The following is a 26,291-nucleotide window of genomic DNA, read 5'->3' as shown; positions in this document are numbered from 1 at the left end:
ACGCCGGCGTCCCGCGGCCGGGCCCGCGCGCCGGAGTATCGGATCTGGGCTTGGCCGCCCTCGACGAACAATTCGAGGCCGGCGACGAAGCTCGCATCGTCCGAGGCCAGGAACACGGCCGCCTCGGCGATCTCGTCCGGCTCGCCGACGCGGCCCATCGGGATCTTCGCGGCGAGGCGGTCGAGCAGCCCCTGCGGGTGCGCCGCGTCCGGCCCGGCGAGCGCGACGAGGCCCGGCGTGCGGGTAGCGCCCGGGCCGAGGGCGTGTTCACCCGGACGCCGCGGCCCTTCAGGTCGAGGATCCAGTTGCGGGCGAAGGCCCGCACCGCCGCCTTCGAGGCCGCGTAGACGCTTGAAGGCCCCGGTGCCCTCGGTTGCCGCCGTCGAGCCGGCCAGGATCACCGAGGCGCCGGGGGCCGGCAGCGGCAGCGCCTTCCGCACGGTGAACGGCACGCCCTTCACGTTGCGGCCGACCGTGTCCGCGTGCTGCGCCTCCGTGATCTCGCCGAGCGGCAGCATCGAGCCGCCGCCGGCATCGACGAACAGCATGTCGATGCGACCGGCCTTCGCCCCCACCCGCGCGTCGAGGTCGACGAGGCGCGCGGCGCCGGCGCGCTTCGTGTCAGTTCCGCCGCAGCAGGCGCTCGAAGTAGTCCAGCTCCTCCGCCGGGCGGCTCGGGTCGCCGAGCTTGCGCCGCAGCTCCTCCAGGATGCGCCGGGCCCGCTCGACGCCGGATTCCTCGGCGGTCGGCACGCGCACGCGGCCGTCGGAGAAGTCGCGGCTGCGGGTCGGGCGGCCGAGCGGATCGCTGTCGCGGGCGCCCTGGCGGCCGGGCTGGTTCGGGTTGCCCTGGCCCTGCTGGCCGTCGGCCTGCTGGCCTTCGCCGTCCTGGCCCATCTGCTGCATCTGCTGGGCCATGCCTTGCGCCCCGCGCTGCATCCCCTCGAGGGCGCGGCCCTGCGCGTCGACGGCGGAGCCGTCCTGGCCCTGGCCGAGGGCGTTCTCGGCGTCGCGCATCGCCTGCTCGGCATCGGCGAGGCCCTGCTCGCCCTGCATCCCGAGCTCCTTCATCCGCCGCTGCAGATCCTCCAGGCGCTGGCGCAGGGCCTGCTGGCGCTCGCCGATGCCGCCCTGCTGCTGCCCGCCCTGCTGGCCGCGCTGGCCGGGCTGCTGGCCCTCCGCCCCCTGCTGCGGCTCGCTCCCGCGCTGGCCCTGCTGCCCGCGCTGGCCGGGCTGGCGCTGGCCCTGCTGGCCGGGCTGCTGCGGCTGGCCGCGATTGCCGAAGCGGCGCTCCTGGCCCTGGCGGAAGGTCTCGTCGCGCAGGCCCTGCTGCTCGCGCGCCATTGCCTCGAGGTCCTGCATCTGCCGGTTCATCTCGCGGGCGGTCGGGTCCGACATGCGCGAGTTGGGCTGGGCGGTCTGGAGGTTCTCCAGGATGCCGCGCAGCTGGTCGAGCAGGCGCTGGGCCTCCGCGACGTCGCCGCGTTTCATCGCCTCCTGCATCTGGTCGAGCATCTTCGACAGGTCGTCCGGCGTCACCGTGCGGTCGGCCTGCTGGCTCTGTTGTCCAGGATTCTGCGGGCTCTGCTGCTGGCGCTGGGCGAATTCCTTCAGGAAGCGGTCCATCGCCTGGCGCAGCTCGTCGGTGAGCTTGGCGATCTCCTGGTCCGAGGCGCCGCGCTCCATCGCGTCCTTGAGCCGGTCCTGGGCGGCGCGCAGGGCCTTCTCGGCATCCGAGAGGTCGCCCTCCTCGATCTGCAGCGCCATGGTCCAGAGGAGGTCGGCGACCCCGGTCAGGTCCTCGTCGCTCCGGGCCGCCCGCAGGCGCCGCGCCGCCTCCTGCAGGCCGAGGAAGACGCCCCATTGCGGGGTGAAGCGCTCGGGCGCGATCAGCAGCGCGTCGAGGGAGGTCTCGACCCGGGCTCGGCTGCCGTCGGGATCGAGGACGAGGCGGCGGCGCTCCTCGGCGAGCGAGCGCGCCAGGGGCTTGGTGAAGAACCGGCCCGGCAGGGTGAAGGCGAGGGGGGCGGAGCGCCCCTCCTGGCCCGCCTCGTCCTTCGCCACCAGGGTCAGCAGCACCTTGGCGCCGGCCCAGGGATTGTCGGTGAGGTCGACCAGGGTGCGGGTGTCGCTGGTGCCCTGCGCGTCCGCCGGCAGGCTCAAGGTCAGGCGCGGCGGCGGCACCAGGCTGCGCCCCTTCGTCTGCGGCTCGACCACGCCTTCGGCGGAGGCGAGGCCGTAATCGTCCTTGGCCCGGTAGGCGAGGGTGAAGGTGCCGCGCCCGTTGGTTTCCGGACTGCCCGCGAAGGCGATCTCCGGCGGCTTGTCGGGGATGGTCTCGACGGTGAGGCGGTGGCTCGTGGCGAAGCCCGTCTGCACCGAGACCTCGGCGGTGCCGCCGGTCAGGGTGAAGCGCTCCTCGCGCAGGTCGGGCCGGGCCGGCGCGGTCGCCGGCAGGGCCTTGAGCCCGGCGCCCGGCGTCACCGTGGCGTCGCCGGCACCGGCGATGCGCACGACCAGGGTCGAGTTCACCGGCGCCCGCAGGCGCTGGCCCGCCTCGCCCAAGGTGACGATGAGGGGCGGCATCCGGGTGTAGAGCGGCGGGTCGATCCAGCCGTCGACCCGGAAGGCGGGCGCCGCCGCCGCCGGGCCGCGCCAGTCGAAGGCGGCGCGCAGGCGGTCGCCGGCCTCGGGGCCGGCCACGAAGGCGCCGGCCACCGCGGCGAGGATCGCGCCGGCGCGCAGCGCGAAGGGATCGCGCCGGGCCATCCCGGGCCGCGGGCCCGAGACCCTCAGGCGCGCGACCGTCGCCGCCGCGCGCCTGCGGTGCAGCGCCCACAGGGCGCGGGTGCCCGGATCGTCGGTCCCGAGCGCCAGCGTGTCCTCGAGCGCCCGGGCCGGACGGTGGCCGAGGCCCGCGTCGCGGTCGATGCGCGCCAGCGCCTGCGTCCGGGCGATGCGGCGTAGCCGCACGAGCGGCAGCAGGGCCACGACGAGGGCGAGCCCGAACAGCGCGACGCCGATCATGCGCAGGGTCGGCCCGGCATCGAGCCACAACCCGAGCCACGAGGCGGCGAGGAAGGCCAGCACGACCGCGAGGCCGCGCCACAGGATCGGCCAAGCCTGCTCCCACAGCGTGACCCGCCGGGCGCGCAGGACCAGCCGGTCGAGCCCGGCGCGCACCGGGTCGGTCCGCCCCTCGGCGGCGCCGCCCGGGGCGGGTCCGCCCCGCGCGGTCTCCGGCTCGGCCTTCGTCATGCCCTGCTCCCGCTCGGTCCCGTCCGGGGACGGTCGAAGACGGCAGGCTAGCACGCCGGCCCGACCGGGCCAGCGGGTCAAATCGGCTCAGGCCGGTCGATCGTCCCGCGGCCGGCCCGCCGGGCCGGCATATCGTTCCGCGACAGGCCGGCCCGCCGGGCCGGCATATCCTTCCGCGACGGGCCGGCCCGCCGGGCCGGCATGGCGCACGCCCGCGTCCTGCCGCGCCGCCGCCTCGCGCAGGGGCTGCACGGCGCTGCGGGCACGGGCGAGCGTCGCCTCGTTCTCGGCGGCGATGCGGAACGCGCGCTCGACCACGGCCTCGGCGCGGGCGAGCAGGGTACCTTGGGGCGCCATCGCGTAGGATCCTCCCGGTGACATGCCGGGACCCTAGGCCGCGAGGACTGGCCGCCCCGTTCGGAAAACCCGTCGCATTTTAGCGATCGGCGCGCTCGTTCAGGCCGACAGCCACTCCGGCACCCGGTCGAGCCCGATCAGCTCGTCGTAGGAGAGCCGCGGCCGGATCACCGCGTGGTCGGCGCCCCGCACCAGCACCTCGGGCACCAGCGGCCGGGTGTTGTAGGTGCAGGCCTGCACGGCGCCGTAGGCGCCGGCCGACATCACGGCAATCAGGTCGCCGGCCTTCACCTCGGGCATCTCGCGGGCGAGCGCCAGGTAGTCGCCGCTCTCGCAGACCGGGCCGACCACGTCGGCGGTGAGGCGGGCCGCGTCGGGCTTCGGCTCGGCCACGGTGCGCAGGGCGTGGTAGGCCTCGTAGAGGGTCGGACGGATCAGGTCGTTCATCGCCGCGTCGACGATGACGAAGGTGCGACCCTCGCCGTGCTTCACATAGAGCACCCGCGTCACCAGCACGCCGGCATTGCCGGCGATCATCCGGCCGATCTCGAAGACCGGCTTCAAGCCGAGCGGCTTGAAATGCGGCCGCAGCACCGCCGCGAAGGCGGCCGGGTCCGGCGGGGGCGCGTTGTCGTCGCGGTACGGAATGCCGAGGCCGCCGCCGAAATCGAGGTGGTGGAGCCGGTGCCCGGCCGCCATCAGGTCGCGGGCGAGGTCGCAGAGCAGGGCGGCGGCGTTGTCGTAGGGCGCGAGATCGGTGATCTGGCTGCCGATATGCATGTCGACGCCGACGAGGGACAGGCCCGGCAGGGCGGCGGCCCGGGCATAGACCTCGCGGGCGCGCGAGATCGGGATGCCGAACTTGTTCTCGGACTTGCCGGTCGAGATCTTGGCGTGGGTGCGCGCGTCGACGTCGGGGTTGACCCGGATCGAGACCGGCGCGGTGGCGCCCTTGGCGGCCGCCACCCGCGAGAGCTGCTCCAGTTCCGGCTCGCTCTCGACGTTGAAGCACAGGATGCCGGCATCGAGCGCCGCGGCCATCTCGCCCTCGGTCTTGCCGACGCCCGAGAACACGATCCGCTCGCCCGGCACCCCGGCGGCGAGCGCCCGGCGCAACTCGCCCTCCGAGACGATGTCCATGCCGGCGCCCAGCCGCGCCAGGGTCGCGAGGACCGCCTGGTTCGAATTCGCCTTCATGGCGTAGCAGACCAGCGCGTCGTCGCCGGCGAACGCCTCGGCGAAGACCCGGTAGTGCCGCTCCAGCGTGGCGGAGGCGTAGCAGTAGAACGGGGTGCCGACCGCGCCCGCGAGCCGTGCCAGGTCGACGTCCTCGGCGTGGAGCACGCCGTCGCGATAGGTGAAGTGATGCATGGGGGGTGACCGACGTCCGGGCGCTGTCCGCGCCCGAGAGGAGCGCGCGAGGCGCCCTCTACACGAAACCGGGCGGCCTTGGCACCCTCGCGGGGGCGCCCCGCGCGAGGCCGTCAGAGCAGCGGATCGAGGGGGAAGGGCTCCTTGGGGATCACGTAGCCCTTGCGCCGCCGGGAGGAGACGGTCGGGGCCGGGATCCCGGTCGGCGCCGCGACGGCCGAGGCGGGCAGCTCGTCGGCATCGTCGGGGATGCTCCCGCCCGCCTCGAGCCCGACGCCGCCCGGCAGCGTGTTGACCGCGGCCGCCCCGGTCGGCGCCCGGGCGGCGCCTTGCGCGCCCGCCTGCGGCTTGCTCCCCTGAACCGGGCCGGCGGGGGCCGCGACGGGCGGCGGCTCCAGCGGGCCGCGCCGGCCGCAGGCGGCGGCCGAGAGGGCGATCAGGCCGAGGAGGACGAGGGTACGGGTGGGAAACACGGGCGAGATCCGGGCGCGAAGCGTGGCGGCGGCACCATAGCGCAGCGCGAAGCGCGAAGCGTGGCGGCGGCACCATAGCGGCGCGCGCGGCGCGAGGCGAGCCCGGCCCGGATGCCGGTTGCGCGGCATTCGAGCGTGGCCGTTAAGGGGGCGTTGGAGGACGGGCCGGAAGAGTGGGCCGGAGGCCGTCGTCCGGGCACCCGGCCGATGCCCGGGCGACACACCGCCCGTACGATCGCACCGTCGCGGGTTCCGGAGGAGGGGTGCGGCGATCGTTTCGCTCGCCAATCCGTTAACGAACGGTTAAGCTTATGGCCGATCGCCGCGTCGGCTTCCGTCGCGTTTGTGAGTGTCCCGTGAGCCTTTCGACGGTGCGGCTGCACCAGCTCCTCGTCGCGGCGGCTTTCCTGGTGCCGTGCGTCGTCCTGCTGGGCGCGGCGTGGTGGAACCGGGCCGAGGTCCTGCGGGAAGAGGACAGCGCCGTGGTCCGCACCGCGGCGGTGATGCACGAGCACGCCTCGAAGGTGTTCGACACCGCCGAGCTCGCCATGGACCGGGTCGACGACTACGTCTTCGACCGCAGCTGGAGCCAGATCGCCGCCAGCGCCACCGGCGGCTTCCTGGCCAGCCTGAAGGCGCCGCTCGCCCAGGCCCGGGCGGTCTGGGTGGTCGATCCGCAGGGCAAGATCGAGGCTTCGAGCCGCGAGGGCGACCTCGGCCGCGACATCGCGGACCGGGACGTGTTCTCGGTCCACCGCCAGCGCGACATCGGCATCTACGTCAGCCCGGCGGTGCGGGAGGCCGACGGCGCGACCGCCTTCATGGTCAGCCGCCGCCGCTCGACCGACGACGGGCGCTTCGACGGCGTGATCGTGATCGCGCTCGGCACCGAGTACTTCGCCCGCTTCTACGCCGAGATCGCCGCCCCCACCGACCACCGGGCGATGCTCCTGCGCGCCGACGGGGCGATCCTGGTGCGCGAGCCGCCCGGCCCGGAGGTCGACGAGCGGCTGGCCCCGGCCGATCCCCTGCTGCGCGCGATCCGCGCCCGCCCGCAAGGGGGGGCGGCGACCGGCACCCCGCCCGGCGAGGCCGAGCGGCTCTATGCCTGGCGCCGCATCGGCGACTATCCGGTCGAGGTCGCCTTCTCGGTCGAGACCGCGGTCGCCCTCGACCGCTGGTACGACAACCTGCGGGTCTACGGCCTCGTCGCCACCGTCTCGGCCCTGACCCTGGTGCTGATGGCCTGGCTGGCGCTGGCCCGCGCCCGGGCCGAGCAGCAGGCGCTCTCCGACCTCAAGCGCGAGCACGCCCAGCGGCTCTCCGCCGAGAACCAGCTGCGCCAGGCGCAGAAGATGGAGGCGGTGGGCCAGCTCACCGGGGGCATCGCCCACGACTTCAACAACCTGCTGGCGGTCATCACCGGCTCGCTCGAGCTGGTGCAGCGGCGCATCGCCCGGGGCGACACCGATGTCGGCCGCTTCATCGCCGGCGCCCTCGACGGCACCGACCGGGCGGCCAAGCTCACCCACCGGCTCCTCGCCTTCGCCCGCCAGCAGCCGCTGGAGCCGCGCCCGACCGATCCGAACCGCCTCGTCGCCGGGATGGTCGACCTCCTGCGGCGCACCCTGGGCGAGACCGTGCGGGTCGACACCCGGCTGATGGCCGATCCCCCGGCGGTGTTCGTCGACCAGAACCAGCTCGAGAACGCGATCCTCAACCTCGCGGTCAATGCCCGCGACGCGATGCCGGGCGGCGGCCGGCTCGCCCTCGAGACCGCCCACGGCACGCTTGGGGACGGCACGCCCGCGGTCTCCGTCACGGTGCGCGATACCGGCACCGGCATGCCGCCGGAGGTGGTGGCACGCGCCTTCGAGCCGTTCTTCACCACCAAGCCCCAGGGGCGGGGGACGGGCCTCGGCCTGAGCCAGGTCTACGGCTTCGTCACCCAGTCGGGCGGGCGGGTGCGCATCGACAGCCAGCCCGGGAAGGGCACCGCCATCGAGCTGACGCTGCCGGTGAGCCGGGACGGCATCCCGGCCGAGGCCGTCCGGCGCGGCGGCCCGGCGGCGGCGGCGCCGGGCCGGACCCTGCGGACGGTGCTGGTGGTGGAGGACGATGCGGCGGTGCGGCTGGCCAGCGCCGAGACGATCGGCGAGCTCGGCTATCGCGCCCTGACGGCGTCGGACGGGGCGGCGGCGCTCGCGGCGCTCGACAGCGAGCGCGAGGTGGCGGTGCTGTTCACCGACGTGGTGATGCCGGGCATCGACGGGCCGACCCTGGCGGCCGAGGCCCGGCGCCGGCGGCCGGACCTGCGGGTGATCTTCGCCACCGGCCACCCGCGGGACGACGAGCAGGACGGGCCCCGGCCGGCGCCGGGGGAGACGGTCCTGCGCAAGCCTTTCACGATCGAGGCCCTGGCCGAGGCCCTGGAGGCCGCGAGCCGGGCCGAGGCCTCGGCGTGAGGACGATTCCGGTCCCCGCCCGGCGGGGACCGTGAAGCCTACTTCTTGTGGGTCTGCTCGTAGTAATCGATCGCCTTCTTGCAGTTGATCGAGATCTTCTTCATGTTCTTCTCGAAGCAGCGATCGACCTCGGGGCTCTCCGGCGGCAGGTTGCCGCAATAGGTCATGTAGTCGCCGGTGCAGTACTTCTTCAGGTTGGGGTCGTCGCGCTGGGCGAGCGCCGGTGCGGCGAGCAGCGTCAGGCTGCCGGCAGTCAGGAGGGCGAGCGACATCGGCCGGAGCATCATGTCTGTCGAAGCCTTGCAGTGCGTGGGAAGTCGCAGCGAAATGGCCCGAAACAGGCGACCTGACAAGGGGATACCGGGCGCGGCAGCGGGCCCCGCCGGGCAGGCGGATGGGCCGACGGCCCTCGCCGGAAACCCGAAAAGCCTAGCCTCAGCAAGGACTTGTGACGTGTTTCCGGTGCTTTTCCAGGCCGGGTCGTCCGGGCGCAGATGTTGCGAGAACAGCCGCGATGTGCCGCAGAGCACACCGCGTCGGGCGCTCAGCCGGCGGCGGCGGGGGCCGGATGCGGCAGGGGCGTCGCCGGCGGCATCCGCGGCTCGGGCCGGGCCTGCCCCTGCATCAGGGCGTCGGCGACCTCGGCGATCCGGCGCTCGAGGGCGGCGTTCTGGGCTGCGATCTCGGCCGCGATCTCGGCCGGCGGTGCGCCGGCGTTCCGGACGGCCTCGCGCAGGCGCGTGATCTCGGCCTGCGCCGCCTCGGCCTCGGCGGCGTGGCGGGCATTGAGATCGGTGAGCGCGTCCTCGAGGGCCTGGATCTGCTCGCGGGCGGCGCTGGCGACGCTCTCGCCGGCCGCCGCCACCCGGCCGCGGGCGGCCCGCGCCTGCTCCTCGGCGACGCCGCGGGCGGCCTCGGCCTCGGCCTGGCCGCTGCGCATCGCCTCGGCCTCGCCGCGCAGCGACGCGAGCTCGGCCAGCGCGCGCTGGTAGGGCCCTTCCAGGGCGCGCATCGCCTCCTCGGCCGCCGCCCGGGCGGTGCGGGCCTCGGCGAGCTCGCCCTGGATCCGGGCGAGGCCGCCGCGGGCCTCGACGAGGTCGCGCTCGATCTCGGCGAGGCGCGCGTCCCGGCGCTCGATCTCGGTCGAGAGCGTGCCGATGCGGACGGTGCGCCGTCCCATCTCCTCCATCTCGGCCTGGCGGGCGGCCTGCGCCTCCTCGACCCGGCGCTCGAGCTGGCGCTCGCGCACCGCGAACTCGGCCCGCAGGTGGTCCTTCTCGGCGGTCAGCTCGACGATCGACATCGGGTAGAGCGCCTCGAGCCGGCGGCGCGTCAGGCGCTCTGCCCGGGCGTTGAGGGCCGGCAGGATCAGCAGGGCGCACAGGCTGGCGCCGAGGAATCCCAGCGCCGCGAACATCAGGGACTCGATCACCCGGGCGATACTCTCTCGGCCTCCGCGCCGGGCGGTCCCGGCACGGATGGTTGCAACGATGGACGCGACGCACCGCGCTCGAGGCCCCGGCGCCGCGGCCGGACCCTGCCACGGGACGGGCGCCAGGGCCAGCGCAGCGACGACCGGCGCGGCGAGGACGGGCGGGCCCGCGGCGCGGCTCAGAACGGGTTCCAGGTCGGGGAATCGGTGAATTTGAGGTAGCCGACATTGATCCCGAAGCGTGCCCCGACCCCGGCGCGGATCGGCACCACCACGATGTTGTCGGCCGTGACCGCCGACATGCCGAAGCCGCCGACGACGTAGGCCGAGCCGTCCATGCCGACGAAGCGGCGGTAGAGCGCGTCGACCCGCGGCAGGTTGTAGACCAGCATCATCGCGCGGGCGCCGTCGCCGCCGACGTCGAAGCCCAGCGACGGGCCCTGCCAGAACACCTTGCGCTGGCCGGCATTGCGGGTGAACAGCGTGCCCTCGCCGAAGCGCACGCCGCCGATGATCGCGCCCGACGCTTCCTGGCCGAGGATGTAGCCGTTGGGCTCGCCCCAGCGCCGGGTCGCCTCCTGCACCGTCAGGGCGAGGCCGCGCGACACCGAGCCGAAGAACTGGTGCCCCGAATCGACGATCTCCCGCGGCTGGAAGGTGCCGGGGTCGCCGGGGCCGCGGCCTTGCGCCGCGGCGGGATCGGCCAGGGCCGCGAGCACCAGCGGCGCGGCCGCCAGAAGGGCCGCGAGGGCGCGCCGGCGCGACGGGCCGGCGCCCGGTTCCGCGGAGGCGGCCGCGACCGGCTTCGGACGGGCCCTGGCGGCGCGGACCTTGGAGAAGGAGGCTGAGAGCATTCGTTAGGCATCCCGGCTTTAGAAGGTCCTGGCCGACCCCGCGCGGCCCGGACGGGGCGGGCGGGACCCGGCGCGGACGGGCGGCGGGATGCCACAGATGCTGCGGATATGGGCAAGATCTGGTTAACGCGGCGCGGCGCGCTGTCGCTTCTGCCGGCGCTCGCGGTCCCGCCGACCCTCGGGGGCCGGCCGGCCCGGGCCGAAACGCCGCTCGGCGTGCCGGACCTCTACGGCGCCGATCCCCTCACCGGGCTGGCGCTACGCGGCTTCGATCCGGTCTCGTACCGGCTCGGGGCCGAGCCGGTGGCCGGGTCGGACGAGCACGAGATCACCTGGTCGGGCCTCGTCTGGCGCTTCGCCGCGGCCGCCAACCGGGCCGCCTTCGCGCGCGCGCCCGAGGTCTACGCCCCGCGCCTCGGCGGCTGCGATCCGGAGGGCGTGGCCGCCGGCCGCCTCGTCGAGGCCGATCCGCTGGTGGCGGCGCTACGCGACGACCGGCTCTACCTCTTCCGCGATCCGGAGCGCCGGGCGCGGGCCCATGCCGCGCTGATCGACGCCGCCGAGGCGCGCTGGCCGCAATTGAAGGGCATCGCGGCGTTCGGCGGATGAGCTACGACCGGCCCGGGCTCGCCGCCGGCAGCACGGCGCGTCCGGCCTGGGCCGGGTCGCCGAAGGCCGCGAAGGGGCCGTTGCGGTACTGGCCGGGCCGGCGGCCGTAGCCGAAGGCGCGCCCGTCGGGCCCGACCAGGCACCCGCCCGCCCGGGTGAGGATGTGGTCGCCGGCCGCCGTGTCCCACTCCATCGTCGGGCCGCAACGGACGTAGACGTCGCCCTCGCCGCAGGCGAGGAGCCCGAACTTGAGCGCCGAGGAGACCCCGCGCCGCCGCCCGATCGGCAGTTCCGCGAGGCAGGCCTCGTCCGCCGCCTCGCCGTGGCTGCGGCTGACGAGTGCCGTCATGCCCTCCGGCGGCACCGGCCGCGCCGCGACCGGCCGGAACGCGCCCGGACGCCCGTCCGCGATCGGCGCCTCGCCGGCACGGTCGCCGGCGGCCCAGAGCCGGCCGAGGGCGGGGGCGGCGAGGGCCGCCGCGACCGGCCGCTCGCCGGCGACGAGGGCGATGTTGACCGTGTACTCGCCGGTCCCCTTGAGGAAGTCCTTGGTGCCGTCGAGGGGGTCGACCAGGAAGAACAGGGCCGCCGGGGCGGCGTCGGCCGCGGTCTCCTCGGCGATCACCGGGATGCCGGGAAAGTGCCGGGCCAACTCGGCGACGATCTGCTCCTCGGCGGCGAGGTCGGCCTGGCTCGTCGGCGATCCGTCCGCCTTGAGGTGGTGGCGGCAGCCGCCGAGCTCGAAGCGGCGCAGGATCACCCCGGCGGCGGCGGCGATCTCGGCGAGCCGGGTCGCGATGGCGTCGCGCTCGGCGGAGTTGGGCACGGCGTCGGGTGCCAGGGTCGTCGTCATGCCCCCGTCATGCCCGGCGGCGCCGGGTTTGTCGATCCGTCCCGGGCAGCCGGCCGGCGCGATCGCCTTTTCAAAAAGCCGCGCGGCGGCTATCCGTGCCGGCAAACCGTGGCGGGAGCCGCCGCGACCCCACCGATTCGGCCCCGCGGAGCGCACCCCCATGACCACCGTCACCCTCGACGCCCTCGACCTCTCGGCGCTGCTCTGCTCGCGGGTCTGCCACGACGTCATCAGCCCGGTCGGCGCCATCGTGAACGGCCTCGAGGTGCTGGAGGACGAGGACAGCGCCGAGATGCGCGACTTCGCCCTCGACCTGATCCGCAAGAGCGCCCGCCAGGCCTCGGCCCGGCTGCAATTCGCCCGCATCGCCTTCGGGGCGGCGGGCTCGGCCGGGGCCAGCATCGACCTCGCCGACGCCGAGAACGTCGCCCGCGGCATGTTCGGCGACGAGAAGACCCAGCTGACCTGGAGCGCGCCGCGGGCGCTGTTCCCGAAGAACAAGGTCAAGCTCGTGCTGAACCTCGTGGTCATCGCCGTCACGGCGATCCCGCGTGGCGGCGTGATCGACGTCGCGATCACCGGGGAGGGCGAGGCGCCGCTCTTCGTGCTCACCGCCAAGGGCGCCTATGCCCGCATCCCGCCCCATGCGCAGGCGCTGATCGCCGGGGAGCCGGAGAGCGGCACCGTCGACGCCCACGCGATCCAGCCGTTCTACGCCGGCCTCGTCGCCCGCGCCGCCGAGATGGACGTGCGGTTCTCGATCGAGGGCGACACGGTCACGATCCGGGCCGAGCCCGCCGCCGCGGCGCAGCCCGAGGCGCCGGCGGAGGCGTGAGCCTCCTGTAACGTCACCTAACCTTGCGGCCCGCGCCCGCGCGGGCCGCGAAAATCCCACTTTTCCCCTGTCGCCAAAGGGAATTGCAGCCGATCCGTCGCTTGTTGCACCATCGCGGCAACGGATCATAAAGGCTCGCGTGGCAGCCTGACTCTGCGCAGAGATCCTGCGTGGATCGATGAGTGGCCGCGATGGACGATTTGTTGCGTGAGTTTCTGACAGAGACCGGCGAGCATCTGGACACTGTCGACCTCGAACTCGTCCGGTTCGAGCAGGATCCGAACAACCAGACGATCCTGCGCAACATCTTCCGGCTGGTTCACACCATCAAGGGCACCTGCGGGTTCCTCGGCCTGCCGCGCCTCGAGGCGCTGGCCCACGCCGCCGAGACCCTGATGGGCAAGTTCCGTGACGGCATGCCGGTGACGAGCCCGGCCGTCAGCCTGATCCTGCAGACCCTTGACCGGATCAAGCTGATCCTGGCCGAACTCGAGCGCACCGGCGGCGAGCCGGCCGGGATCGACGAGGACCTGATCGGCGCCCTCGAGCGCATGTCGGAGGAGCCGATGCCGGCGCCGGCGCCCGAGCCGGTGCCCGTCGCCGCCCCGTCGGCCTCCGGCACCCTGGTGCTCCAGGTGCTGGAGCGCGCCCTGAAGCCCGGCGAGGTCTCCCTCGACGACCTCGAGCGCGCGTTCCGCGACACTGCCGTCGAGGTCGAGGCGCCCGCTCCCGCGGCCCTCGCCCCGGTTCCCGCGCCCGAGCCGGTCCGTCCGGCGGCGCGTCCCGAGCCTGTCCGGCAGGAGGTCGCGCCCGCGCCGGTCGAGGCCCGCCGTGCCGATCCGGCGCGGGCCGAGCACCAGCCCGCCGCCGAGAGCGAGAACGGCCCGGTCAGCAAGGTGCAGACGATCCGGGTGAACGTCGACACCCTCGAGCACCTGATGACCATGGTGTCCGAGCTGGTGCTGACCCGCAACCAGCTCCTCGAGATCGCCCGCCGGCACGAGGACGGCAACTACAAGGTGCCGCTGCAGCGGCTCTCCCACGTCACCGCCGAGCTGCAGGAAGGGGTGATGAAGACCCGCATGCAGCCGATCGGCTCGGCCTGGCAGAAGCTGCCGCGGGTGGTGCGCGACCTCTCGTCGGAACTCGGCAAGAAGATCGACCTGGTGATGCAGGGCGCCGAGACCGAGCTCGACCGCCAGGTGCTCGAGGTCATCAAGGACCCGCTCACCCACATGGTGCGCAACTCGGCCGATCACGGCATCGAGTCGGGCGCGGAGCGCAAGTCCGCCGGCAAGCCCGAGAAGGGCACGATCCGCCTCAACGCCTTCCACGAGGGCGGCACGATCACGATCGAGATCGCCGACGACGGCAAGGGCCTCGACCTGTCGGCGATCCGCCGCAAGGCGGTCGAGCGCGGCGTCGCGACCGAGGCCGAGGTCGAGCGGATGACCGACGCCCAGGTGGCGAAGTTCATCTTCCATGCCGGCTTCTCCACCGCCAAGGCGATCACCTCGGTCTCCGGCCGCGGCGTCGGCATGGACGTGGTGAAGACCAACATCGAGCTGATCGGCGGCACGATCGACATCCAGACCCAGCTCGGCCGCGGCACCACCTTCACGATCAAGATCCCGCTGACGCTCGCGATCGTCGCGGCGCTGATCGTCTCGGCCCGCGAGCAGCGCTTCGCGATCCCGCAGGTCTCGGTGCTGGAGCTGGTGCGGGTGCAGCCCGGCACCGACCACGCGGTCGAGCGCATCAACGGCTCGCCGGTGCTGCGCCTGCGCGACCGCCTGCTGCCGATCGTCCCGGTCGCCGGCATGCTCGGCCTCGACGCGGCGGACGCCCCGGCCTCGAGCGACGAGGGCTTCGTGGTGGTGAGCCAGGTCGGGCGCCAGCGCTTCGGCATCCTGGTCGACGGCGTCTTCCACACGGAGGAGATCGTCGTGAAGCCGATGTCCTCCAAGCTGCGCCACATCCCGCTCTTCTCGGGCAACACCATCCTGGGCGACGGGGCGGTGGTGCTGATCATCGACCCCAACGGCGTCGCCAAGATGGTCGGCTCCGGCACGGCGAGCGGCCAGCAGGGCGAGATCGAGGCCGAGGCCGAGGGCGAGGAGAACGGCGCCGACCAGGCGGTGACGCTCCTGGTGTTCAAGGGCGGCGGCGATTCGCTCAAGGCGGTGCCGCTCTCCCTCGTCACCCGCCTCGAGGAGATCGACGCGGCCAAGATCGAGTGGGTCGGCGGGCGTCCGCTGATCCAGTATCGCGGCCGCCTGATGCCGCTCGTCCCGGCCGATCCGGCGCAGGCGATGAAGCGCGAGGGCGCCCAGGCGCTGGTGGTGTTCTCCGACGGCGAGCGCTCGATGGGCCTCGTGGTCGACGAGATCGTCGACATCGTCGACGAGGTGCTGGACGTCGAGCTGGTCAACGAGCGCTCCGACCTGATCGGGTCGGCGGTGGTGCGCAACCGGGCGACCGAGATCGTCAACATCGCCCATTACCTGCCGCTCGCCCACGACGATTGGGGCCAGCCCTCGCACCGCGCGGTGCCGAAGGCCCCGAGTGTGCTGCTCGTCGACGACTCGGCCTTCTTCCGCGAGATGCTGACCCCGGTGCTCAAGGCGGCGGGCTTCCGCGTGACGCAGGCGGGCGATGCCGAGGAGGCCCTGCGCCACCTCGGCGGCGAGGCCCGGCTCGACCTCGTGGTCTGCGACCTCGAGATGCCCGGCCGCTCGGGCTTCGACCTGATCGAGGCGATGCGCAAGGGCGGCGGACGCCTGGCGACGATGCCGGTGGTGGCGCTCGCCGGCACGATGGCGCCCGAGTCCCTCGCCCGCGCCCGGGCCCTCGGCGTCGCCGACTGCGTGGCGAAGTTCGACCGCTCCGGCCTGGTGGCGGCGGTCAACGAGATCGCCGGCGCCCCCCTCGACGCCGCGGCGTGACCCGCTGACGCGACCGTCCGGGCGCGCCCGCGCCCGGACGCCCGACGACCTTCCCACGCCCTGCCTCACACGCCCGAGCCCCGCCCATGATGGCCGCCAACACCAACACCGCCGGCAACCCGGCGCCGCCCACCGGCGAGACCACCGACTACGTCACCGTCCTGCTCGGCGACGAGCTGTTCGGGCTGCCGATCGACCGGGTGCACGACGTCTTCATCGCCACCAACCTCACCGACGTCCCGCTGGCGCCGCCGGAGATCAAGGGGCTGCTCAACCTGCGCGGCCGCGTCGTCACGGCTTTGTGCCTGCGCCGGCGCCTCGGCCTGCCCGACCGCACCGGCGACGGCCGCAACATGGCGGTCGGCCTGGAGCATGGCGGCGAGGCCTACGGCCTGCTCGTCGACCAGGTCGGCGAGGTGATGAAGCTCGCCACCGACACCTACGAGCCGAACCCGGTCCATCTCGACACCCGCTGGCGCGCGGTGTCGCGCGGGGTGCACCGCCTCGACGGCCGCCTGCTCATCATCCTCGACGTCGAGGCGGTGCTCGCCTTCGGCGACGAGCGGCCGACCGCCAGCGCCGCCTGATGCGGGGGCCGAGGGGATGAGAACCTTCCTGATCGTCGACGACTCGGCGGTGATCCGCAAGGTGGCGCGCCGGATCATCGAGGGCCTGGGCTTCCGGGTGGCGGAGGCCGAGGACGGGCGCGAGGCGGTCGAGCAGTGCCGCACCGGCATGCCGGACGCCATCCTGCTCGACTGGAACATGCCCCACATGGACGGCTACGACTTCCTGCGCACCCTGCGGCGGCTGCCGTCGGGCGATCACCCGAAGGTGCTGTTCTGCACCATCGAGAACGACGTCGCGTCGATCGCCCGGGCACTCCATGCCGGTGCCGACGAGTACATCATGAAGCCCTTCGACAAGGACATCATGACCGCCAAGCTCCAGGCGGTCGGCCTCGCCTGAGGCCGACCGCGCCGTCGGCCTCGCCCGAGAGGCCGGCGGCTCCCGAAGACCCGACGCCCCGAAACGCCCCGAGACGCCCCGGCCTCGAACCGGAGCCCGATCCTCCCCGCCCGCCCCGCGGCGCGCCGACCGAGACACGCCATGGCCGCTTCCGCCGCGCCCTCCACCCCGTCCCCGAGCGCCGGTCCGCGCATCCGCGTCCTCGTCGCCGACGATTCCGTCGTGGTCCGCGGCCTGGTCTCGCGCTGGCTCGAGGAGGCCGGCTGCGAGATCGTCGGCACCGCCTCGAATGGCCGCATCGCGCTCGACGCCCTCGACCGGGTCCAGCCCGACATCGTGCTCCTCGACATCGAGATGCCGGAGCTCGACGGCACCCAGGCGCTGCCCAAGATGCTGGCCAAGCGCCCCGGGCTCCAGGTCGTCATGATGTCGACCCTGACCCAGCGCAACGCCGAGATCTCGCTGCGCTGCCTGGCGCTCGGCGCCATCGACTACCTGCCCAAGCCCGAGGGCAACCGCGGCGTCACCACCCAGGCGAGCTTTCGCGAGGACCTGGTCCAGAAGATCCGGATGCTCGGGGCCGACCTGCGCAACCGGCCGCGGGCGAAGGCCCCCGCTCTCCCCGAGCGGCCCGGCCTGCCCGAGCGCGCGGCCGTCGCGGCCCCGGCGCCGCTGCCGCGCCCGGCCGCCGCCCCGGTGAGCGTGCGCCCGCGGCCGCTGCGCGCCAGCCCGCCGCGCTGCCTGCTCGTCGGCGCCTCGACCGGCGGTCCCCGGGCGGTGGGGGAGGTGCTCGAGGGCATCGGCGCCGCCACCCTGAAGCGCCTGCCGATCCTGATCGTCCAGCACATGCCGCCGGTCTTCACCGCGGTCTTCGCCGAGCATCTCGGCGCCCGGATCGGGCTGCCGGCGGCGGAGGCCAAGCACGGCGAGCCGGTGCGCCCGGGCATCGTCTACGTCGCCCCCGGCGGGCGCCACATGGGCCTGTCCGGCACCGCGGCGGAGGCGGTGATCCAGCTCAACGACGGCCCCCCGGTCAATTTCTGCCGCCCGGCGGTCGACGTGATGTTCCGCGACGCGGCGGAGGTCTACGGCGCCGCCACCCTGTCGGTGGTGCTCACCGGCATGGGCTCGGACGGCACCAAGGGCGCCAAGGCCCTGGTCGAGGCCGGCGGCACGATGCTGGCCCAGGACGAGGCGACCTCGACCGTCTGGGGCATGCCCGGCAGCCTGGTGCGGGCCGGCTACGCCCACGAGATCCTGCCGCTCCCCGCCATCGGGCCCGCCCTCCGGGCGGCGATCGCCGGACCCGGCGGACACTGATGCGCATCCTGCCACGGCCCCCGGGGAGGATGCCGCGTCGATGACCGAGTTCGAGTTCGATTTCCTCCGCCTCTACCTCAAGCAGCGCTCCGGCCTCGCCCTGACGGCGGAGAAGCGCTACCTGATCGAGAGCCGCCTCGGGCCGGTCTGCCGGCGGTTCAGCCTCGCCGGCCTGCCCGAGCTCGTCGGCTGCCTGCGGCTCGCCCGCGACGGCGCCATCGAGCGCGCGGTGGTCGAGGCGATGACCACCAACGAGACGTTCTTCTTCCGCGACCGCACGCCGTTCGACCTGTTCCGCGACGTGCTGCTGCCCGGCGCCCTCGCGACGCGGGCCAGCCAGCGGCGCCTGCGGATCTGGTGCGCCGCCGCCTCGACCGGCCAGGAGCCGTACTCGCTGGCGATGCTGCTCGCGGAGGCCGCGCCGCGGCTCGCCGGCTGGCGGGTCGAGATCGTCGCCACCGACCTCTCGACCGAGGTGCTGGAGAAGGCCAGGCTCGGCCTCTACAACCAGTTCGAGGTCCAGCGCGGTCTGCCGGTGCAGCTGATGCTCAAGCACTTCACGCAGGTGGGCGAGCAGTGGCGCATCGCGGAATCGCTGCGCCAGATGGTCGATTTCCGCCCCCTCAACCTGCTGCAGCCGTTCGAGCATCTCGGCACCTTCGACATCGTCTATTGCCGCAACGTGCTGATCTACTTCGACACGGTGACGAAGGCCGACGTGCTGCGCCGCATCGCCGACCAGCTCGCTCCCGACGGCGCGGTGCTGCTCGGGGCCGCCGAGACGGTGATCGGCATCACCGAGGCGCTGGTGCCGGATGCCGAGCATCGCGGCCTCTACCGCCTCGGGCGCGCGGCGGCGGCCCCGAGCCTCGCAGCGCCGAGCCTGGCGTCCTCGAACCTCGCGGCACCCGGCCACCTGACGGTCGCTCCGGCCTTGTCCGGCCTGCGGTGGGCGGCGCGCTGAAGCGCCGCCCCGGCTGAGTCGTTCCGGACGCGACTCCGTCTTGCGCCGGACCGGCCGTCGCGCTCCGGCCTCGCCCCGGCACAGCCCGGCACAAGGCGGGCAGGGGAGGATGCACCCCGTGATCCCGGGTCCCCGGGGCGGCCGCGAGCGACGCCCCACGGCATCCGTGCGCCGTGCGCCCCCGCCGGCTCCCCGTCCTCGATCCTCGCGGCCGCCCCGGCCGCAGATGCGTCGCGCCGGCCGTGACCCGACGCCGGATCACGAGGCGCGGGCCGAACCGGCGGCCGGTCGTGACGGCTCCCCCATCCGTGTCGCCTCAACAAGGCCGGCCACGAAAAAACCCCGCCGGAGCGGGGTTCTTTCGTCGTCCAGTCGTGGGATCGGCGAGTCAGACCGCGATGCGGGACTCCTCCTCGGTCGGCTCGCGCAGCACGTAGCCGCGGCCCCACACCGTCTCGATGTAGTTCTTGCCCTGGCTGGCATTCGCGAGCTTCTTGCGAAGCTTGCAGATGAACACGTCGATGATCTTCAGCTCGGGCTCGTCCATGCCGCCGTAGAGATGGTTCAGGAACATCTCCTTCGTCAGGGTGGTGCCCTTGCGCAGGCTGAGGAGCTCCAGCATCTGGTACTCCTTGCCGGTGAGATGCACGCGCGAGCCCGACACCTCGACGGTCTTCTGGTCGAGGTTCACGATCAGGTCGCCGGTGGTGATCACCGACTGCGCGTGGCCCTTCGACCGGCGCACGATCGCGTGGATTCTCGCGACCAGTTCATCTTTGTGGAAAGGTTTGGTGAGGTAATCATCGGCGCCGAAGCCGAGGCCCTTCACCTTGTCCTCGATCCCGGCCATGCCGGAGAGGATCAGGATCGGGGTCTTGACCTTCGCCACCCGCAGGGAGCGCAGAACCTCGTAGCCCGACATGTCGGGGAGATTCAGGTCGAGCAGGATGATGTCGTAGTCGTAGAGCTTCCCGAGATCGACACCTTCCTCGCCGAGATCGGTCGTGTAGGTGTTGAAGTTCTCGGACTTGAGCATCAGCTCGATGCTCTGCGCCGTGGCGCTGTCGTCCTCGATCAGAAGTACCCGCATCTCAGGTCCCCAAGCCCTGGCCCTCAAGGGTTAAGGCAAGCCCCCGCCGCCCGTTTCCCACCGGCCCGTGGGAAACGCCCGTTATCTTCCGAACCGCGACGCTATGGCCGAACGGTTAACAAACCCTGTTCCGGTCCCGCAAGCGGTAAGAAAACCGCGAGACGGGCCGGACCCTTGCGGGTTGTCGTTCCGTTCCGGCCGAATCGCGATACCATACCGTGATCCCGCTCCTGGGGTGCATGCCTAAATGGCTCGCGCCAATGAGGCCCGCCCGCGATGTTGCGCCCGTGCCACGCGCCCGGAGAACCTCCGGGAACCCGGCCCGGATCCCATGCGCCTCAGTGTTAAGGAGAGGGGTAAATGGATCGTTGATGGAATCCGGCAATGGCGACGGCAGGAAACGGGAAAGCGCCTCGTATCAACAGGATGCTGCCGTGACCGGGGCGGGGCGGTTCGAGGCGGCCCGCGCCGCGCTCGCCGGGATCGAGGAGGTCGAGACCTTCGGCCGGGTGACGGCGGTGCGCGGCCTGCTGATCGAGGTCGCCGGCCCGGTCGCGGCGATGCGCCTCGGCGGCCGCCTCGACGTCGTGGTGAACGAGGCCGCCGGCACGGCGGTGCCGTGCGAGATCATCGGCTTCTCCGGCCCCCACGCGCTCGCGATGCCGTTCGGCTCGCTCCAGGGCGTGCGGCGGGGCTGCCCCGCCCGGGTGCGGGCGGAGGGGGCGGGCGCCATCCGGCCGAGCCGGGCCTGGCTCGGCCGCGTCGTCGACGCGCTCGGCCGCCCGATCGACGGCAAGGGGCCGCTGCCGCCCGGGCCCGTCCCTTACGGCCTCCAGGCCGATCCGCCCTCCGCCCACGCCAGGCGCCGCGTCGGCCCGCCGCTGGATCTCGGCGTGCGCTGCATCAACACCTTCCTGACGATGTGCGCCGGCCAGCGCATGGGCATCTTCGCCGGCTCCGGCGTCGGCAAGTCGGTGCTGTTGTCGATGCTGGCGCGCTACACCGCCGCCGACGTCGCGGTGATCGGCCTCGTCGGCGAGCGCGGCCGCGAGGTCCAGGAATTCCTCCAGGACGATCTCGGGGAGGAGGGCCTCGCCCGCTCGGTGGTGGTGGTGGCGACCTCCGACGAGCCGGCACTGATGCGCCGCAACGCGGCCTACGTCACCTTCGCGCTCGCCGAGCATTTTCGCGATGCCGGCGCGCAGGTCCTGTGCATGGTCGATTCGATCACCCGCTTCGCCATGGCCCAGCGCGACATCGGCCTCGCCGCGGGCGAGCCGCCGACCGCCAAGGGCTACACCCCGACGGTGTTCTCCGAATTGCCGCGCCTCCTCGAGCGGGCCGGGCCGGGGACGGGGGAGGGGGCGATCACCGGCCTGTTCACCGTGCTCGTCGAGGGCGACGACCACAACGAGCCGGTGGCCGACGCGGTGCGGGGCATCCTCGACGGCCACATCGTGATGGAGCGCGCCATCGCCGAGCGCGGGCGCTACCCGGCGATCAACGTGCTGCGCTCGGTCTCGCGCACCATGCCGCGCTCCTGCGACCCGGACTTCCTGGCCACCGTGCGCCGTGCCCGCCGGGTGCTGTCGACCTATGCCGACATGGAGGAGCTGATCCGGCTCGGCGCCTACCGCCCCGGCAGCTCGCCGGAGGTCGACGAGGCGATCGGCCTGATGCCGGATCTGGAGGCTTTTCTGGGGCAGGGTAAGGAAGAAGCAACCTCCATCCGCGAGGGTTACGAACGCCTCGCCGCGATCGTCGGCGGGCCGTGAGGGCCGGCCGCGCGGTCCGCTCCGCGGCCGCGCGACGGCGCGTGGCGGGCTTTGAGCTCGGCCGCATGCCGCTGGCGGGAGTGGAGTAACAATGAAGTCGCGGGACACGCTCATCCGGCTGCGCCGCTTCCAGGCCGACGAGAAGCGCCGCAAAGTCGCGCAAATCGAGGCGATGATCGCCGATTTCGCCCGTATGGCCGCCGATCTCGACCGCGAGATCGGCCAGGAGGAGCAGCGGGCCGGGATCTCCGATCCGGCCCACTTCGCCTACCCGACCTATGCCCGCGCCGCCGCCCAGCGTCGCGACAACATCCGCCGCTCGGCCGAGGACCTCGACGTCCAGCTCGCCGCGGCGAAGGCCGCCCTCGCCGAGGCGTTCGAGGAATTGAAGAAGGTCGAGATCCTCGACGACCGCGAGCGCTCGGGCGAGCGCGCCGCCGAGAACGCCCGCGACCAGGCCAGCATGGACGCGATCGGCCTGAGCCGCGTCCGGGCCTGACGTCCTACTCCGCCAGCAGCGGGACCTGCCCGGCCGCGTCGCGGGGCAGGTCGCCGGTCAGCCGCGGATCCGGCGTCACCTCGATCGCCCGCGCGTAGGCGCGAAAGCCCGACCGCCGGTAGAACGCCACCGCGCCCGGATGGTCGAGGGTGCAGGTATGCACCCAGAGCCGCCCGATCGGGCGCGCGAAGGCGTGGTGCAGGGCCTCCTCCATCAGCCGCTGCCCGCGACCCTGCCCGACCGCCTCGGGCACGAGACCGAAATAGACGAGCTCCGCCTCTCCCGGCCGGCGCCAGTCGAGCTCGAGGAGGCCGACGTCGCGCCCGGCCTCGGTGAGGGCCAGGGCCTCGACGTCGGGGTCGCCCAGGATCCCGGCGAGCGCGTCGTCGCTCACCCGGGCGCGGCCGAACCACAGCCAGGATTCCCCGACGGCGCGGTAGAGCGCCCGGTAGCGCGCGACGTCCGCCCCGATGGCGGCGAGCGGCAACGGATCGCGCGAGCGCGGGGGAGGGGGCTCGCGCCGCTCCAGGTAGGTCACCACGGTGGCGAGGTGGGTCGGCGGCACCGCGGTGTAGCCGTCGAGGCACAGGCGGGGTCCGTCGGTCGGGTGGTCGCTCACGGTGCAGGCCGCTCCTCCGGCTGGTGCGAGGGGCCGATGGGGCCGCCGCCGTTTCCGTCGTGTCAAGCTTTCCCGTGCCATAGGGTCCGAGGGTCCCGTGCCCGTCACGTCCCGCGGCCGGGAGACTGGGCAGACGGGGGGCGACCGTTAGATTCGTCGAGGATCCGGCCGGCTGCCGGCCGGATCGTGGAGAGGCACCACCATGCACGAGGCATCCGCGCGGGACCGGAGCCGCTTCACCGTCGTCACCGAGCCGCGCGCCCAGGTGTCGCGCCGCATGATCGCGCGCCCCGACGGGCCGGCCCTCGAATGGATCGAGGCGGAGCCGGCGGGCGAGCCGCACGGCGCCCCGCTGCTGTTCGTCCACGGCGCCTTCGGGGGGGCCTGGATGTTCGAGGAGATCTTCCTGCCCAACCTCGCCCGGCGCGGCCGCCGCGCCGCGGCGGTGAGCCTGCGCGGCCACGGCCGCAGCGAGGGCGGACGCGACCTGCGCACCGCCACCCTCGCCGACTATCTCGCAGACGTGGCCCTGGCCGCCTCGCAGTGGCGCGAGCCGCCGGTGCTGGTCGCCCATTCCCTCGGCGGGCTCCTCGCCCAGCGCCTCCTCGGCCGGCTGCCGCTGCGCGGCCTCGTGCTGATGGCCTCCCTGCCGCCCGAGGGGCTCGGCGTCGTCGGGCCGCGCATCGCCATGACCGATGCGGGGTTCTGGGTCGAGGCGCTGGCGGGCTCGCTGCTCCCCGGCCGCGAGCCGGCGGTCGCGCTGGCCCGCCACTGGCTGTTCTCGGAAGGCCTGCCGCTGGAACGGGCGCAGGGCTACGCCGCCCGGATGTCGGCCGAGAGCCCGGTGGCGCTCGCCGAGGCGCACTGGCCGGCCCTGCCGCTCTCGGCCGCCTTCGCGGGCGTGCCGACCCTGGTGCTCGGCGGGGCCGACGACCGCATGATCTGGCCGGCAACGACGTGGCGCACCGCCCTCTACCACGGCGCCGAGCACCGCACCGTGCCGGGCATCGCCCATTTCCTCCAGCTCGACCTCGGCTCGGAGGGCGTCGCCCGCCTCATCCTCGACTGGCTCGAGAGCCGGGGCGCCTGAGCCCGGCCGCCGCGGAGCCGGCACGAAACCGTCACGATCCCATGACAGGAGGAGCCGCCGCCGCGGCGCCGTCCTTGCGGTCCTCCGCAGGGTCGGGCAGAAGCGCGCGCGAGACATGGGCCAGGCACGGACACACCACGGGACCGCGATGAAGAAGATCAAAGATTTCATCTGGCCGGTCGTCGGCCTGGGCGCCGTCGTGGTGTCGGTCTACCTGCTGTGGCACCTGCTCAAGGGCCTGTCCTTCGCCGACGTGAAGGCCAGCCTCGCGGCGATCCCGCCGCACCGCTACGCGCTGGCCGTCCTCTCGACCCTCGTCGCCTACGGTGCGCTTGCCTGGTACGACCGGATCGCGCTCTTGCATCTCGGCGTGAAGGGCATCTCCTGGCTCTTCGTCTCGGTCTGCTCCTTCACCACCTACGCGCTGTCGCACAATATCGGCGCCTCGGTGTTCTCCGGCGCCGTGGTGCGCTACCGCGCCTACACCTCGAAGGGCCTCTCCACCGCCCAGGTCGCGGTGCTGGTGGCGCTGTGCTCCTTCACCTTCGGCCTCGGCACCGCGTTCCTCGGCGGCCTCGTCCTGGTGCTCGAGCCGCAATTGCTGGAGCGCGTCAGCTCCCTGCTGCCGACCGTTCTGGCGAGCCCGACCACCGCCCGCCTCGTCGGCTTCGGCCTGCTCGGCTTCGTCGCCCTCTACGTCATCGGCTCGATCCTGCACTTCCGGCCGCTGCATATCCGCTCGTTCAAGATCGAGTATCCGCGCCCCAACATCATGGCCCGCCAGCTGATCGCGGCGCCGCTCGAGCTGCTGGGTGCCGCCGGCATCATCTACTTCGCCCTGCCGGAGGCCGGGAACCCGGGCTTCCTCGTCGTGCTGGCCGTCTTCCTCGCCTCGTTCTCGGTGGCGCTGGTCTCCAACGCGCCGGGCGGCATCGGGGTGTTCGAGCTCGTCTTCATCACGGCGATGCCCGATTTGCCGAAGACCGACGTCCTCGCCGCCGTGCTGATCTTCCGCCTGTTCTACCTGCTGGTGCCCTTCGCGCTGGCGATCGGCGTGGTGCTGCTGTTCGAGCGCGGCCGCCTCGCCGACGCGCTGCGCAACAAGGCGACGCCGCCCGCAACCGTGCCGCCGGCGCCGGTCGACGGCCCCGGCGTCACCCCGGACCTGCGCGACGTGAAGGTGCGCAAGGCGGTATGAGCCGGGCCCGCCTGCGCCGCGCCGGGCTCGGTCTCAGCACCCTGCTCGGAATCCGGCCCGGCGGCTTCCTGATCCCGTACCGGCATGCCGGCGCGGCGCGGGCGGAGGGCTACCCGGCCCTCCGCCCGATCTTCGTCGAGGCCGAGCCGGCCTTCCGCGCCGTGCTGGCGGCGATCGAGGCGCATGCCGCCGATCTGGACCGCATCCGGGCGGGCGGCCCGGGCCTCGTCGGCGAGCGGCCGGCGCGCTTCACCCAGGACTGGTTCCCGCGCCTCGACGCGGCCGCCGCCTACGCCCTGGTGCGGCGGGAGCGGCCCGCCCGCATCGTCGAGATCGGCTCCGGGCATTCGACCCGCTTCCTCGCGCAGGCCGTGCGCGACGGCGGCCTTCCGACGGCGATCACCTGCATCGACCCGGCGCCGCGCGCACCGCTCGCCGGCCTCGGCCTGCGCCACGAGGCGCGCCTGTTCGGGCCCGCGGACGCGGAAGCGGCGGCCTCCCTCGCGCCCGGCGACGTCCTGTTCATCGATTCGAGCCACGTCGCCATGCCGGGGACCGACGTCGACCGGCTCCTCCTCGACGTGCTGCCGCGCCTCGCATCCGGCGTGATCGTGCACCTGCACGACGTCTTCCTGCCCGACGCCTACCCGGAATCCTGGGCCTGGCGCGGCTACAACGAGCAGTTGATGGTCGGCGCGCTGCTGCAGGGCGGCGGCTATGCCCCGCTCTTCTCCAGCCGCGTCGTCTCGCGCTGGCCCCTCGGCGGGGTGCTGGCGCGCCTGCCCCTGCCGCCCGGCGCGTTCGAGACCAGCCTCTGGCTGCGCAAGCGCCGAGGCGCGCCCGCAGGATCGATCGAATCCGAGCGATCGCGTGAGGCGGCCTCTTAACGCCCGTCGGCCATCATGCCGCGCATCCGGTGGAGAGGGACGAGGGCGATGCGTGCAGGTCTGGTGCTCGGGCTGGTCGGCCTCGGGATCGTCGCGGCCGCCGGCTCCGCCGAGGCGCGCGGCCGGCGCGGCGGCTTCGCCTTCATCGCCCCGAGCCATGCCGCCGCGGCGGCACCGCCTGCGGCCCGGTCTCCGGAGCAGCCGCGGATCCGCACGGCGGCGGCCGGAGACCCGGAGCCGATGACGACCGGGACCACCGCGCCGATCCCCGCCGCACCGATCGCCGCCGCGCCGCCCGAGGCGGCCCCGGCGCCCGCGCGGCCGTGGTGCACCGGTCGCGTCTTCGGCTCGGGCGCGGGATTCTGCGCGATCAACTAGAGCATTTTCCGACGAAACGGATACCGGTCCGTCTCGGAAAATGCGGCAAA

24 protein-coding genes and 1 pseudogene are annotated in these 26,291 nt (G+C 73.6%); 14 read left to right on the top strand and 11 right to left on the bottom strand.

Annotated elements, in window-relative coordinates; genetic code table 11:
- Positions 1 to 41: 41 nt before the first annotated feature.
- The 5 genes and pseudogenes from A5481_RS33640 to lptM form a co-directional block, all read right to left on the bottom strand.
- A pseudogene (locus A5481_RS33640) lies at positions 42 to 605 on the bottom strand (SDR family oxidoreductase); the annotation flags it as partial.
- 16 nt (positions 606 to 621) lie between these two features.
- Entirely contained in the window at positions 622 to 3,258 is a 2,637-nt protein-coding gene (locus A5481_RS33635) for a TIGR02302 family protein (RefSeq protein WP_048433401.1), read from the bottom strand.
- 87 nt (positions 3,259 to 3,345) lie between these two features.
- Positions 3,346 to 3,615, bottom strand: coding sequence for a hypothetical protein (locus tag A5481_RS17180; RefSeq protein ID WP_048433400.1), 270 nt, complete (start codon positions 3,613 to 3,615; stop codon positions 3,346 to 3,348).
- 99 nt (positions 3,616 to 3,714) lie between these two features.
- Entirely contained in the window at positions 3,715 to 4,986 is a 1,272-nt protein-coding gene (gene lysA, locus A5481_RS17175; RefSeq protein WP_048433399.1) for a diaminopimelate decarboxylase, read from the bottom strand.
- A gap of 113 nt (positions 4,987 to 5,099) precedes the next feature.
- Complete coding sequence (gene lptM / locus A5481_RS17170) at positions 5,100 to 5,459, bottom strand: LPS translocon maturation chaperone LptM (RefSeq protein ID WP_048433398.1); 360 nt, start codon at positions 5,457 to 5,459, stop codon at positions 5,100 to 5,102.
- Between the two features lie 356 nt (positions 5,460 to 5,815).
- On the opposite strand from lptM, the gene A5481_RS17165 reads away from it, so the two are divergent.
- A complete protein-coding gene (locus A5481_RS17165; RefSeq protein ID WP_048433397.1) occupies positions 5,816 to 7,924 on the top strand; it encodes a hybrid sensor histidine kinase/response regulator in 2,109 nt (702 codons plus the stop codon).
- Positions 7,925 to 7,962: 38 nt separating this feature from the next.
- On the opposite strand, the gene A5481_RS17160 is transcribed toward A5481_RS17165, so the two are convergent.
- From A5481_RS17160 to A5481_RS17150, 3 genes are all read right to left on the bottom strand, one after another.
- Complete coding sequence (locus A5481_RS17160; protein WP_048433396.1) at positions 7,963 to 8,211, bottom strand: hypothetical protein; 249 nt, start codon at positions 8,209 to 8,211, stop codon at positions 7,963 to 7,965.
- A 257-nt stretch (positions 8,212 to 8,468) separates the two neighbouring features.
- On the bottom strand, positions 8,469 to 9,356 hold the full coding sequence (locus A5481_RS17155) for a coiled-coil domain-containing protein (protein ID WP_048433395.1): 888 nt from the start codon (positions 9,354 to 9,356) through the stop codon (positions 8,469 to 8,471).
- A gap of 179 nt (positions 9,357 to 9,535) precedes the next feature.
- On the bottom strand, positions 9,536 to 10,210 hold the full coding sequence (locus A5481_RS17150) for a DUF1134 domain-containing protein (protein WP_082173058.1): 675 nt from the start codon (positions 10,208 to 10,210) through the stop codon (positions 9,536 to 9,538).
- 108 nt (positions 10,211 to 10,318) lie between these two features.
- On the opposite strand from A5481_RS17150, the gene A5481_RS17145 reads away from it, so the two are divergent.
- Positions 10,319 to 10,819, top strand: a complete 501-nt coding sequence (locus A5481_RS17145; protein WP_048433394.1) for a YHS domain-containing (seleno)protein — start codon at positions 10,319 to 10,321, stop codon at positions 10,817 to 10,819.
- A gap of 1 nt (position 10,820) precedes the next feature.
- Here the strand turns inward: A5481_RS17145 and A5481_RS17140 are convergent, their stop codons facing one another.
- A complete protein-coding gene (locus A5481_RS17140) occupies positions 10,821 to 11,672 on the bottom strand; it encodes a 3'(2'),5'-bisphosphate nucleotidase CysQ family protein (RefSeq protein WP_048433393.1) in 852 nt (283 codons plus the stop codon).
- A 160-nt stretch (positions 11,673 to 11,832) separates the two neighbouring features.
- Between A5481_RS17140 and chpT the strand changes: the two genes are divergently transcribed.
- The 6 genes from chpT to A5481_RS17110 all read left to right on the top strand — a co-directional run bounded on the left by chpT (position 11,833) and on the right by A5481_RS17110 (position 18,705).
- Positions 11,833 to 12,507, top strand: coding sequence for a histidine phosphotransferase ChpT (gene chpT / locus A5481_RS17135; RefSeq protein ID WP_048433392.1), 675 nt, complete (start codon positions 11,833 to 11,835; stop codon positions 12,505 to 12,507).
- A gap of 191 nt (positions 12,508 to 12,698) precedes the next feature.
- On the top strand, positions 12,699 to 15,452 hold the full coding sequence (locus tag A5481_RS17130; protein WP_048433415.1) for a hybrid sensor histidine kinase/response regulator: 2,754 nt from the start codon (positions 12,699 to 12,701) through the stop codon (positions 15,450 to 15,452).
- A gap of 86 nt (positions 15,453 to 15,538) precedes the next feature.
- Positions 15,539 to 16,039 (top strand): chemotaxis protein CheW, encoded by a 501-nt coding sequence (locus tag A5481_RS17125; protein WP_048433391.1) that lies wholly within the window; start codon positions 15,539 to 15,541, stop codon positions 16,037 to 16,039.
- Positions 16,040 to 16,055: 16 nt separating this feature from the next.
- A complete protein-coding gene (locus tag A5481_RS17120; RefSeq protein WP_048433390.1) occupies positions 16,056 to 16,421 on the top strand; it encodes a response regulator in 366 nt (121 codons plus the stop codon).
- 141 nt (positions 16,422 to 16,562) lie between these two features.
- A complete protein-coding gene (locus A5481_RS17115; protein WP_064504073.1) occupies positions 16,563 to 17,741 on the top strand; it encodes a protein-glutamate methylesterase/protein-glutamine glutaminase in 1,179 nt (392 codons plus the stop codon).
- Between the two features lie 40 nt (positions 17,742 to 17,781).
- On the top strand, positions 17,782 to 18,705 hold the full coding sequence (locus A5481_RS17110) for a CheR family methyltransferase (protein ID WP_082173560.1): 924 nt from the start codon (positions 17,782 to 17,784) through the stop codon (positions 18,703 to 18,705).
- Between the two features lie 388 nt (positions 18,706 to 19,093).
- Here the strand turns inward: A5481_RS17110 and ctrA are convergent, their stop codons facing one another.
- Entirely contained in the window at positions 19,094 to 19,795 is a 702-nt protein-coding gene (gene ctrA, locus A5481_RS17105) for a response regulator transcription factor CtrA (RefSeq protein WP_048437050.1), read from the bottom strand.
- A gap of 434 nt (positions 19,796 to 20,229) precedes the next feature.
- Between ctrA and fliI the strand changes: the two genes are divergently transcribed.
- Positions 20,230 to 21,570, top strand: a complete 1,341-nt coding sequence (gene fliI / locus A5481_RS17100) for a flagellar protein export ATPase FliI (protein ID WP_048437049.1) — start codon at positions 20,230 to 20,232, stop codon at positions 21,568 to 21,570.
- 91 nt (positions 21,571 to 21,661) lie between these two features.
- A complete protein-coding gene (fliJ, locus tag A5481_RS17095) occupies positions 21,662 to 22,069 on the top strand; it encodes a flagellar export protein FliJ (protein ID WP_048437048.1) in 408 nt (135 codons plus the stop codon).
- Between the two features lie 4 nt (positions 22,070 to 22,073).
- On the opposite strand, the gene A5481_RS17090 is transcribed toward fliJ, so the two are convergent.
- Positions 22,074 to 22,688 (bottom strand): GNAT family N-acetyltransferase, encoded by a 615-nt coding sequence (locus tag A5481_RS17090; protein ID WP_245239183.1) that lies wholly within the window; start codon positions 22,686 to 22,688, stop codon positions 22,074 to 22,076.
- Positions 22,689 to 22,890: 202 nt separating this feature from the next.
- On the opposite strand from A5481_RS17090, the gene A5481_RS17085 reads away from it, so the two are divergent.
- From A5481_RS17085 to A5481_RS17070, 4 genes are all read left to right on the top strand, one after another.
- A complete protein-coding gene (locus tag A5481_RS17085; RefSeq protein ID WP_048437047.1) occupies positions 22,891 to 23,778 on the top strand; it encodes an alpha/beta hydrolase in 888 nt (295 codons plus the stop codon).
- Positions 23,779 to 23,926: 148 nt separating this feature from the next.
- Positions 23,927 to 24,976, top strand: a complete 1,050-nt coding sequence (locus A5481_RS17080; RefSeq protein ID WP_048437046.1) for a lysylphosphatidylglycerol synthase domain-containing protein — start codon at positions 23,927 to 23,929, stop codon at positions 24,974 to 24,976.
- Positions 24,973 to 25,863: a class I SAM-dependent methyltransferase gene (locus A5481_RS17075; RefSeq protein ID WP_064504071.1), complete on the top strand. Its 891-nt coding sequence runs from the start codon at positions 24,973 to 24,975 to the stop codon at positions 25,861 to 25,863. Before A5481_RS17080 ends, A5481_RS17075 begins: the two co-directional genes overlap by 4 nt.
- A gap of 48 nt (positions 25,864 to 25,911) precedes the next feature.
- Entirely contained in the window at positions 25,912 to 26,241 is a 330-nt protein-coding gene (locus A5481_RS17070) for a hypothetical protein (protein WP_048437617.1), read from the top strand.
- Positions 26,242 to 26,291: the final 50 nt, after the last annotated feature.

This window comes from Methylobacterium platani (assembly GCF_001653715.1).
Taxonomy (GTDB): domain Bacteria; phylum Pseudomonadota; class Alphaproteobacteria; order Rhizobiales; family Beijerinckiaceae; genus Methylobacterium; species Methylobacterium platani.
This window is presented reverse-complemented; position numbering and strand designations above follow the sequence as displayed.

Excerpts from the sequence above, each read along its gene's own strand:
- A5481_RS17120 (WP_048433390.1), top strand. The coding sequence starts at position 16,056 with ATGAGAACCTTCCTGATCGTCGACGACTCGGCGGTGATCCGCAAGGTG.
- A5481_RS17130 (WP_048433415.1), top strand. The coding sequence starts at position 12,699 with ATGGACGATTTGTTGCGTGAGTTTCTGACAGAGACCGGCGAGCATCTG.
- A5481_RS17080 (WP_048437046.1), top strand. The coding sequence starts at position 23,927 with ATGAAGAAGATCAAAGATTTCATCTGGCCGGTCGTCGGCCTGGGCGCC.
- A5481_RS17145 (WP_048433394.1), top strand. The coding sequence starts at position 10,319 with ATGGGCAAGATCTGGTTAACGCGGCGCGGCGCGCTGTCGCTTCTGCCG.
- A5481_RS17180 (WP_048433400.1), bottom strand. The coding sequence starts at position 3,615 with ATGGCGCCCCAAGGTACCCTGCTCGCCCGCGCCGAGGCCGTGGTCGAG.
- A5481_RS17150 (WP_082173058.1), bottom strand. The coding sequence starts at position 10,210 with ATGCTCTCAGCCTCCTTCTCCAAGGTCCGCGCCGCCAGGGCCCGTCCG.
- A5481_RS17085 (WP_048437047.1), top strand. The coding sequence starts at position 22,891 with ATGCACGAGGCATCCGCGCGGGACCGGAGCCGCTTCACCGTCGTCACC.
- A5481_RS17115 (WP_064504073.1), top strand. The coding sequence starts at position 16,563 with ATGGCCGCTTCCGCCGCGCCCTCCACCCCGTCCCCGAGCGCCGGTCCG.
- A5481_RS17160 (WP_048433396.1), bottom strand. The coding sequence starts at position 8,211 with ATGATGCTCCGGCCGATGTCGCTCGCCCTCCTGACTGCCGGCAGCCTG.
- A5481_RS17075 (WP_064504071.1), top strand. The coding sequence starts at position 24,973 with ATGAGCCGGGCCCGCCTGCGCCGCGCCGGGCTCGGTCTCAGCACCCTG.
- A5481_RS17070 (WP_048437617.1), top strand. The coding sequence starts at position 25,912 with ATGCGTGCAGGTCTGGTGCTCGGGCTGGTCGGCCTCGGGATCGTCGCG.
- chpT (WP_048433392.1), top strand. The coding sequence starts at position 11,833 with ATGACCACCGTCACCCTCGACGCCCTCGACCTCTCGGCGCTGCTCTGC.
- A5481_RS17125 (WP_048433391.1), top strand. The coding sequence starts at position 15,539 with ATGATGGCCGCCAACACCAACACCGCCGGCAACCCGGCGCCGCCCACC.
- A5481_RS33635 (WP_048433401.1), bottom strand. The coding sequence starts at position 3,258 with ATGACGAAGGCCGAGCCGGAGACCGCGCGGGGCGGACCCGCCCCGGGC.
- A5481_RS17140 (WP_048433393.1), bottom strand. The coding sequence starts at position 11,672 with ATGACGACGACCCTGGCACCCGACGCCGTGCCCAACTCCGCCGAGCGC.
- fliJ (WP_048437048.1), top strand. The coding sequence starts at position 21,662 with ATGAAGTCGCGGGACACGCTCATCCGGCTGCGCCGCTTCCAGGCCGAC.
- ctrA (WP_048437050.1), bottom strand. The coding sequence starts at position 19,795 with ATGCGGGTACTTCTGATCGAGGACGACAGCGCCACGGCGCAGAGCATC.
- lysA (WP_048433399.1), bottom strand. The coding sequence starts at position 4,986 with ATGCATCACTTCACCTATCGCGACGGCGTGCTCCACGCCGAGGACGTC.
- A5481_RS17110 (WP_082173560.1), top strand. The coding sequence starts at position 17,782 with ATGACCGAGTTCGAGTTCGATTTCCTCCGCCTCTACCTCAAGCAGCGC.